The 9,573-nt window shown below is 67.5% G+C and carries 7 protein-coding genes and 1 pseudogene; 5 read left to right on the top strand and 3 right to left on the bottom strand.

Going from position 1 to position 9,573, the window contains the following annotated elements:
* The coding region (locus tag AD428_RS17350) for an alpha-hydroxy acid oxidase (RefSeq protein WP_053246007.1) at positions 1-1,002 on the bottom strand (1,002 nt) is incomplete at its 3' end.
* A 285-nt stretch (positions 1,003-1,287) separates the two neighbouring features.
* Here AD428_RS17350 and AD428_RS17345 point away from each other — a divergent pair.
* The 5 genes from AD428_RS17345 to dapA are packed head-to-tail and all read left to right on the top strand — an operon-like array spanning position 1,288 to position 7,644.
* Positions 1,288-2,703 (top strand): FAD-binding oxidoreductase, encoded by a 1,416-nt coding sequence (locus AD428_RS17345; protein WP_235490713.1) that lies wholly within the window; start codon positions 1,288-1,290, stop codon positions 2,701-2,703.
* Between the two features lie 30 nt (positions 2,704-2,733).
* Positions 2,734-3,816, top strand: a complete 1,083-nt coding sequence (locus AD428_RS17340; RefSeq protein ID WP_053246005.1) for an ABC transporter substrate-binding protein — start codon at positions 2,734-2,736, stop codon at positions 3,814-3,816.
* 20 nt (positions 3,817-3,836) lie between these two features.
* Positions 3,837-4,925 (top strand): ABC transporter ATP-binding protein, encoded by a 1,089-nt coding sequence (locus AD428_RS17335; RefSeq protein ID WP_053246004.1) that lies wholly within the window; start codon positions 3,837-3,839, stop codon positions 4,923-4,925.
* A 4-nt stretch (positions 4,926-4,929) separates the two neighbouring features.
* Complete coding sequence (locus AD428_RS17330; protein ID WP_053246003.1) at positions 4,930-6,705, top strand: ABC transporter permease subunit; 1,776 nt, start codon at positions 4,930-4,932, stop codon at positions 6,703-6,705.
* A 33-nt stretch (positions 6,706-6,738) separates the two neighbouring features.
* Positions 6,739-7,644, top strand: a complete 906-nt coding sequence (gene dapA / locus AD428_RS17325; RefSeq protein ID WP_053246002.1) for a 4-hydroxy-tetrahydrodipicolinate synthase — start codon at positions 6,739-6,741, stop codon at positions 7,642-7,644.
* A 31-nt stretch (positions 7,645-7,675) separates the two neighbouring features.
* On the opposite strand, the gene AD428_RS17320 is transcribed toward dapA, so the two are convergent.
* Positions 7,676-8,503 (bottom strand): IclR family transcriptional regulator, encoded by an 828-nt coding sequence (locus tag AD428_RS17320; RefSeq protein WP_053246001.1) that lies wholly within the window; start codon positions 8,501-8,503, stop codon positions 7,676-7,678.
* 138 nt (positions 8,504-8,641) lie between these two features.
* A pseudogene (locus AD428_RS17315) lies at positions 8,642-9,412 on the bottom strand (phytanoyl-CoA dioxygenase family protein).
* Positions 9,413-9,573 lie beyond the last annotated feature (161 nt).

Here is a 9,573-nt window from a genome sequence, read left to right as displayed (position 1 = left end):
CCCGTAGAGGGGCGCGCGCCCCAGCAGCACGGCGCGCGCGCCCAGCGCCGCGGCCTTGGCGATGTCGCTGCCGCGGCGCACGCCGCCGTCCACCAGTATTTCGAGCGACCTGCCCAGGCTCGCCGCGACTTCCGGCAGGATTTCCAGCGGACAGGGCGCGCTTTCCAGCTGCCGGCCGCCATGGTTGGACAGGACGATGCCGTCCATGCCGCAAGCCTGCGCGCGGCGCGCGTCGGCCAGCCCCTGAATGCCCTTGACGACAATGCGTCCGCGCCATGCGCGGCGCAGCCATGCGAGGTCTTCCCACGTCAGTGCCAAGTCCATCTGGCGGCTGAGGACCGCGGCCTGTTCGGTGATGTTTTCGCGCGCGTTGGCGCTGACCGCCAGGTTCTTCAACTGCGGCCCGCCATGGCGCAGCATGCGCCAGCACCAGCCCGGATGCGAGGCCAGGTCCAGCAACAGGCGGCGCGACGGCCGCAAGGGCAGCTTGAAACCATTGCGCTTGTCGTGATCGCGGTTGCCGTGCACCGGCACGTCCACGGTAAGAAAGAGCACGGTGTAGCCATTCCGCCAGGCGCGGTCCATCAGATGCTCCGCGATGCGGCGGTCGCGCTGCACATAGAGCTGCAGCCAGAGTTCGCCGCTCGTGGCCGCGCGCACCGCTTCGAGCAGGGAGGTGGAAGCGGTCGACAGCACAAACGGCAGGCCGGCTTCGTGCGCCGCGCGCGCCAGATGGATGTCCGCCTCGGGCCAGAACAGGCCGTTCAACCCGGTCGGCCCGACTATGGCAGGCATGGCCGACGCGGCGCCAAGCACCTGCGTCTCCAGCCGGCATTCCGACACGTCCACCAGCACATCGGGGCGGAACTCGAGTTCCGCATACGCCGAGGCATTGCGCGCCATCGCGATGCCGTCCTCTGCGCCGCCCTCCAGGTAGTCGAACGCCAGCCGGGGCAGGCGTTTCCGCGCGCGCCGCCGGTAATCCATCACATTGGGCAGCATGTTCCTTCCCTTTCCCCGTGCGTTGGGTTGTTGAATCGTATAACGAGCGATTCAATTGTATTTCGATTGTTTTTATCACAACAACCGGGCGCACTGCTTTTCTTTCCCGCGCGGCCGGCCCGGCGGCAATCTCCCGGCCAATGTGCTAGGACATACCCTAAATTTAATCGCAATAAGATTATTTAAATCGAAGAGCGATTCAAGCGATCGTATGCTGTGCCTGAACGCGCTCGGGCGAAGTCGATGGCCCGGGCCCCCTCCGGAACCACAGATATGACCGACGGCATGACTCTGCGAAACGCGCTGGCCCAGACCCTGGGCGAAAACGCCCTGCTTCATTCCGAGGCAGACCTGGCTGGCTATACCGAAGACTGGCGGGGCCGGTACAAGGGCCCGGCGCTGTGCGTGGCGCTGCCCGGCGATACGGGACAAGTGTCGGAAGTCGTGCGCCTGTGCCGCGCGCACGGCGTGCCCGTATTGCCCCAGGGCGGCAACACCAGCCTGTGCGGCGGCGCCGTGCCGGCGGCCGAGGGTCCGACGCCCGTCATCGTCAACCTCTCCCGCATGCGCCGCATCCGGAACCTGGATGCCGCCAACAACACGATGGAGGTCGAGGCCGGCTGCATATTGGCCACGGTGCAGGAGGCGGCCGAGGCCGCGGGCCGGCTGTACCCGATCAGCCTGGGCGCGGAAGGCTCATGCCAGATCGGCGGCACCATCGCCACCAATGCCGGCGGCACCGGCGTGCTGCGCTACGGCAACACGCGCGACAACATCCTCGGCCTGGAAGTGGTGCTGCCCGACGGCGCCGTCTGGAACGGCCTGACCGCGCTGCGCAAGAACAACACGGGCTACGACCTCAAGCACCTGTTCATCGGGGCCGAAGGCACGATGGGCATCGTCACGGCCGCCGTGCTGAAGCTCCATCCCCTGCCCACCGCCCACGCCGTGGCCTGGCTGGCGCCGGGCAGCCCGCAAGACGCGCTGCGCATCCTGGACCTGTTCCAGCGCGCCTGCGGATCGCGCCTGTCAGCCTTCGAGATGATCGACCGCAACCAGCTTGACGTGGTGATGGCGCACGTGCCGGGCCGCAAGAACCCGCTGGCCGGCGTCCATCCCTGGCATGTGCTGGTGGAACTGTCCGACACGGGCGGCGACGCCGGACTCCAGGCCCTGCTGCTGCGGATCCTGGAGCAGGCCGCCGGGCTCGGTCTGCTCCAGGACGCGGTCGTCGCCAGCAACGGCGCCCAGCGCGCCGCGTTCTGGGAAGTGCGCCACAGCGTGTCCGAAGGCAATAAGAAGGCCGGCGTGGGCCTCACCACCGACACCGCCGTGCCCGTGTCCGCCGTGCCGCGCTTCATCGACGAAGCCACGCAGGCGGTGCACCGGCTGGTGCCGGGCCTGCCCGTGCTGATTGTGGCGCACCTGGGCGACGGCAACGTGCATTTCATTCCGTTCTTCAGCTTCGATGCCTGGAACGCCCTGCCCGACCGCGACGCCATGGCCGCCGCCATCCGGCGCGCCGTCAACGACGCGGCCCACGCGCTGGGCGGCACGTTCAGCGCGGAACACGGCGTGGGCCGCAGCTCGCTGGCCGAAATGGCGCACTACAAGTCGCCGGTCGAACTGGCAATGATGCGCGCTGTGAAACAGGCTTTCGACCCCGACCGTCTTTTCAACCCCGGCCGCTTGCTGCCCTGAGCCGTCGTTCTCGACCCGTAGGAGCCCTCCATGAAACCGACCTCCCTTAACGCCTCGCGCCGCAATGCGCTCAAGACGGTGGCCGCCGGCGCGGCCGCCCTGGCCCTGCCCATGATCTGGACGCCCTCGCGCGCGGCTTCCAAGCGCATCGTCGTGCGCGACGACGGCGGCATCTACAGCAAGGCCTACGGGGCCGTGTTCTACCGGCCCTTTACCGAAGCCACCGGCATCCAGGTGGTGGGCGTGCAGGCCAATGCCGAACCCACTGCGCAGATCCGCAGCATGGTGGAGACTGGCAACTACACCTGGGACATGGCCAAGATCAGCCAGCCCGCCATCCTGATGCTGACCGAAGGCGGCAAGGTGTACCTGGAAAAGCATGGCCTGGAATCCGATCCGGTCGTGGCCGCCATTCCCGGGCAGTACATGTCGCCATACGGCGTGGGCAACAACGTGTATGCCACGGTGCTGGCCTATCGCGCCGACGCCTTCAAGGGCCGGCGCGCGCCCGCCTCGTGGGCGGATTTCTGGGACGTGAAGAACATCCCCGGCCGGCGCGGCCTGCGCAAGCATCCGTTCGACACCATCGAGGAAGCGCTGATGGCCGACGGCGTGCCCACCGGCAAGGTCTACCCCTGCGACATCGACCGCGCGCTGGCCAGCCTGGACAAGATCAAGCCCGCCGTCGAAGTGTGGTGGAACACCGGCGCGCAAGTCGAGCAAATGCTGGGGTCCGGCGAGGTGGACATGATCGCCACCTGGGTATCGCGCGCGCAGTCCGCGATCGCCAATGGCGCGCCCGTGCAGATCGTGTGGGACCAGAACATCTGGGGCTGCGACAACTGGTCCATTCTCAAGGGCACGCCGAACGCCGACGCCTGCCGCGAGTTCATCAAGTTCGCCTCCGACCCCAAGCGCCAGGCCTCGCTGGTCGAATACTTCGCCGCCGGCGTCACGCAGCCGGCCGCCTTCGACTACATCAAGCCCGACGTGGCCCGCGATTGCCCTACGCACCCCGACAACATCAAGACCGGCCTGCACATTAACGCCGCCTATTGGCTGGAAAAACAGCGCGACGTGCTTGAGCGCTTCAACAGCTGGGTCCTGAAGTAATTCCTTTCCGACTGAACGCCATGTCTTCCTCCAATCTGCAAATCTCGGGCCTGGGCAAACGCTATGGAGACTTCGTCGCCCTGGCGCCCACGCACCTGGACGTCGCTCGCGGCGAATTCCTGACCCTGCTGGGCCCTTCCGGCTCTGGCAAGACCACCCTGCTCAGCCTGATCGCCGGCCTGGCCCGGCCCGACGAGGGCCGCGTGCTGATCGACGGCGCCGACGTGACCTACGGCGCGCCGTACGAGCGCGACATCGGCATGGTGTTCCAGAACTACGCATTGTTCCCGCACATGACCATCGAGGAAAACATCGCGTTTCCGCTGAAGATGCGCAAAGTGCCGGCGGCCGAGGCGCGGCGCCGCGCGATGGACGCGCTGGAGATGGTGCGCCTGCCGCACGTGGCGGCGCGCCTGCCGCGCGAGCTTTCCGGCGGCCAGCAGCAGCGCATCGCGCTGGCCCGCTGCATGGTCTACCGCCCCGCCATCATCCTCATGGACGAACCGCTGGGCGCGCTGGACAAGAAACTGCGCGACCAGATGCAGCTGGAAATCAAGCGCATCCACCGCGAGCTCGGCACGACCATCGTCTACGTGACGCACGACCAGGAAGAGGCCATGACCATGTCCGACCGCATCTGCCTCATGAACGGCGGCGCGATCGAGCAGCTGGGCACTCCGGCCGACCTGTATTTCCGTCCGCGCACCCTGTTCGTGGCCGACTTCCTCGGCGAATCGAATCTGCTGCGGGGCGAAGTCGCCTCGGTGGACGGCGACATGCTGTCGGTCAGGCTGGAACGCCACGGCATAACCGGACCGGCGCTGTCCAACGGCGCGCCCATCAAGGCGGGGCAGAAAGTCACCCTGATGCTGCGTCCGCAGAACCTGCGCGTGCGCGAGGCCGGCGACGGCGGCCCGCTGCTGACGGGCAAGCTGCTGGACGTCATGGTCACCGGCAGCCTGACCAAGCTCTATCTGGACACGGGCGCGGCGGATGCCGCCCCCATCGTGGTGGCCTACCCCACCCGGCGCCATGCCGATCACTACGCCATCGGCCAGTCCCTGTCGGTCGGCTGGCAGGCCGCCGATGCCGTCGCCATCCCGGAGTAAGCGCATGACCTCCTCCGCCTCTTCCCGCAAGCGCGCCGGCCAGGGGCGCCGCCATTTCCTGATGGCCGCTCCCCTGGCGGCGCTGCTGCTGGCGCTGCTCATCTATCCGGTGGGACAACTGCTGCTCCTGAGTTTCCACGGCGACCAGGGTTTCTCGCTGGCGCAATACCACCGGCTGTTCCAGTCGACGGTCTACGTGAACGTGCTGCTCATCACGCTGAAGATCTCGCTGTGGACGACGTTCTTTTCCGTAGTCGCCGGCTATCCGGTGGCCTACCTGATCTCCGGCCTGTCGGCCCGGCGCAAGACCTCGCTGCTGTTCTGGGTGCTGCTGTCGTTCTGGACCAGCTTCCTGGTGCGCACCTTCGCCTGGGTGGTGCTGCTGGGCCGCAACGGCGTGGTGAACCAACTGCTGCAGGCGCTGGGCATCCTGGATGCGCCGGCCAACCTGCTCTACAACTTCGGCAGCGTGCTGGTGGGCATGGTGCATGCGCTGATGCCGCTGGCCGTGCTGACCATGCTGTCGGTCATGGAAAACATCGACCGCAACCTGCCGCGCGCCGCCGCCACCCTCGGCGCGCGTCCCGGCACGGCGTTCTGGAAGATCTATTTCCCCCTGTCGATGCCCGGCGTGGCCGCGGCCGCCATCATGGTGTTCGTGACCGCCATCGGCTTTTTCATCACGCCCGCGCTGCTGGGCGGGCGCAAGGAGACGATGATCACGCAAATCATCATCGACCAGGTCCAGCAGACCATGAACTGGGAGTTCGCCGGCGCGGTGTCCGTCCTGTTGCTGGTGGTGGTGCTGGCGGTGTTCGCCATCTACGACAAAGTGCTGGGGCTCTCCACGATGACCGGCGCCGCCTCGGCCCGGGTCCGCGCATCGGGCGGGGCCAGCCTGAGCCGCCGGGCCGGCGATGCCGTGCTGACGCTGCTGGCCGGCGTCTCGGACCGCCTGTTCGACCTGCTGCCCCGGCGGCTGCGGCGCTCGGTGTCGGGCACGGGGCAGTCACGCACGCTGTGGTGGATCGTGCTGCTGGTGCTGGCCTTCCTGGCCGCCCCCGCCTTCCTGATGATCCCGCTGTCGTTCGATTCCGGATCGGGCCTGACCTGGCCGCCCAAGGGCTTCTCGCTGCAATGGTATGAGCAGATGTTCACCTCCGCCGTGTGGATGCAGGCGATTACCCGTTCGCTTATCGTCGGCGTGGGCACGGGCCTGCTGGCCATGCTGATCGGCACGCCCGCCGCCTTCCTGCTGGTGCGCGCCGACCTGCGCGGCAAGTCGGCCATGCTGGCCTTCGTGCTCTCGCCCATCGTGGTGCCGCGCATGATCATCGCCGTGGGCATGTTCTATTTCTTTGCGCGGGTCGGCCTGGTGGGTTCGAGCATCGGCCTGATCCTGGCGCATACGGTAGTGGCCGTGCCCTATGTGGTGATCACCATGATGGCGGTGCTGCGCAACTACGACACGCGCCTGGACCTCGCGGCGCAGAGCCTGGGCGCGGGCCCGTGGGCCACGCTGCGGTTCGTCACGTTTCCCATCCTGGCAGCGGGGCTGATGTCGTCGTTCCTCTTCGCATTCGCCACCTCGTTCGACGAGCTGACCATTGCGCTGTTCGCAACCGGCGGCCTGAACGCCACCCTGCCCAAGCAGTTCTGGGACGAGGTGACCTTGCAGATTTCCCCGGTGATCGCGGCCGTCTCCACTTGCCTTTTCCTCTTTATCGCCACGCTGATCTGGCTGGCCGACCGGCTGCGGCGCCGCAGCCTGGCCGGCTGATCCGCGCCCGTCTCATCTCTCAGGACACGATTCATGCTGAACGCAACCCGACTGCGCGGAATCTTCCCCGCCATCCCCACTCCCGTCAACGCCGACGACACGATCAACGTCCCGGCCGCCCGGGCCCTGGTCGCCTACCTGCTCAAGCAAGGCATCGACGGCATCGTCCCGCTGGGCGGCACCGGCGAATACGGGGCCCTGGCGCGCGACGAACGCGTGCGCATGTGCAAGCTCACGGTCGACGCCGTGCAAGGCCGCGTGCCGGTCGTCCCCGGCGTGCTGGACCCCGGCTTCCACGATGCCCTGCAGGCCGGCCAGGCATTCGCCGACGCCGGCGCCGACGCCTTGATGGTGCTGACGCCCTACTACACCACGCCCACGCAGGCCGGCATCCGCGATTACTTCCTGCGCTACGCGGACGCCTCGCCGCTGCCCGTGATGATCTATGAGATCCCGTACCGCACCCGCATCGCCATCGCGCCGGAGGTCCTGCACGAACTCTCGCGCCATGAGAACATCATCGGCATGAAGGCCTGCAACACGGACATGTACCATTTCCTGCGCACCGTGGCCGGCGTGGACGAGTCCTTCGCGGTGCTCAGCGGCGAAGACACGCTGTTGCCCGTCCATCTCGCCGCCGGCGCGCGAGGCGGCGTCGTGGTCACCGCCAGCCTGCTGCCCACGGCCTGGCGCAAGGTCTACGAGCTGGGGGCCCAGGAACGCACGCGCGAGTCCATGGCGCTGCACCGCCGGCTGATCCCGTTGATGAATCTGGCTTTCGCCGAGACGAACCCGGGGCCGATGAAATCGGTGATGGACTTGATCGGGGTGGATGCGCCGGAAGTGCTCGATCCCCTCGTGGCGCCGGCGGATGGACTGCGGGCGGCGCTGCGGGCGGAATTGATCCCCTTGCTCAAGGAGTTCGAAGGGATTGCCTGAGCGCGGCGCCGGCGCGGGGCCCGGCGGCCTCCTATCTCGAATACCCTGAAAACTTGGACTTGGAAATCGAGGTGGCCGCCACCTGCACATGCGGCGCCAGTTCCGCCTCGACCCGCGCCACCGTCCAGCGCGTCGTGGGCACGGAGATATTGATCGCGGCCGCCGCCAGCCCGCGATGATCGATGACCGGCGCCGCCACCGAGATGTCTCCCAGCACCGTCTCGTTCGCGATGATCGCGTAGCCTTTCTCCGCCACGCGCCGCACGCGCGTCAGCAGCTTCTCCGGATCGGTTTCGGTATGGGGCGTAATGGGCTCCAGCCGCGTCCGCGCCAGGATTTCGCGCCGCTGTTCGTCCGACAAGCGCGACAGAATCGCGGTGCCCGAGGCCGTGAAGTAGGCGGGCAGCCTGCTGCCCACCGCGATATCCACATTGACCAGGTGATGGCCGGGAAACCGCGCCACGAACACGATCTCGTGGCCATCGAGCTCCTGCAGGTTGGTCGTCTCGCCCAACGTGCGGCTGATGTCCAGCAGATACGGCGAAGCCTTGTCGATCAGTTCGTTGGCGCGCACGTAGTTGTACGAAAACTGCAGCACCTTCGGCGTCAGCCCGTAATTGCGGGTATCGGGGATGCGGCGCAGATAGCCCAGCGTTTCCAGCGTATAGACCAGGCGCTGTGTGGCGCTGCGGTCCAGGCCCGAGGCCCGGGCGATATCGGCCAGCGTCATGTGGCGCTTCGGCCCGTCGAACGCATGCAGCACCTGGAAGGCTTTTTCGGTCGAGCCCACGAAAAGCGAAGACCGGGACTCGGCCGTTGCCTGCGATTTTTCCGTGTCGTCTGGGAGTGGGTTGCGCACAGGGAAGAGCCTATTCGAGTTCTGGCAGCGGCGCGGAAAACCGCGCAGGGCCGATGCCAGGACCGGCTCAACCATGCGCAGTGCGCTGACTTTAATTGTAGTTCAATTATTAATAGCAGATTCCAATCGGCATGAACGCTATGGCGCCGGCTCCAGCGGCACCCCCGGACGCGAGGCCGAGCGCGTGCCCGGCACCGGCCGGCACGACTGCGGATGGTAGGTGTGCACCAGCGACAGCTTCACCTGGCCGCTGGCGTTGCCCTGCGCGGCATGCAGCGTGCGGCAGTGGAAGAACACCACGTCGCCCGCCTCCAGCTCGGGACAGACCGCGCGCGATCCAGGGCGCGTTCTCGGGCAGGTCGTCCAGAAAAAACTTCTGCTCGTCGAATTGCCGCGCCTCGAAAGCGGCGGCGTGCGAGCCAGGAATGAACGACAGCCCGCCGTTCTCGCGCCGCTCCGGCCCCAGGGCCAGCCAGCAGGACACCAGGGAAGGTTCGGTGAACGACCAGTAGCGCACGTCCTGGTGCCAGCCGGTGAGGCTGCCGTAGGCCGGGTGCTTGGTCATGACGCAGTTGTGGTGCACCGTGGAGAGCACCGGCGCTTCGCCGAAACAGGCCGCCAGCCACGCCCCGACGCGCGCATCGGTGGCCCAGCGCGCGAACAGCGGCCCCCGGCCGTAGGCGTCGAGCAGGCGCGCGCGGTGTGGCCGCCTTCGGCCCGGCGCGAGGCCGGCGCGCCGGGATAGCGCACGTCGGCTTCGTATTCGATGGGTTCGATCCGCTCGCGCAGATGGCGCTCGGCCTGCGCGCGCAGGGCCTGCACTTCGTGGGGACGCGCGAAACCGCGCATCACCACGAAACCCTGCTCGCGCAGGGTGGCGATTGCTTCTTCTTGCCTGGACGGGGACATCATGACTACCTCGCAACCCGCGGCATCAAGCTGCAAGCGTCTGCGGGCGGGGCAGGCGCGCGCCGGGCGGACGCCGGCCTACGCGGGGATGCCTAGGTTAGCAAATCGTGCAACCGGCGAGGGCGACCGGCGAGGGCGACCGGCGAGGGCGACCGGCCAGG

It is taken from the genome of Achromobacter sp. DMS1 (assembly GCF_001270295.1).
Note: the sequence above shows the minus strand (reverse complement) of the source record. Positions and strands in the feature narration are given on the sequence as shown.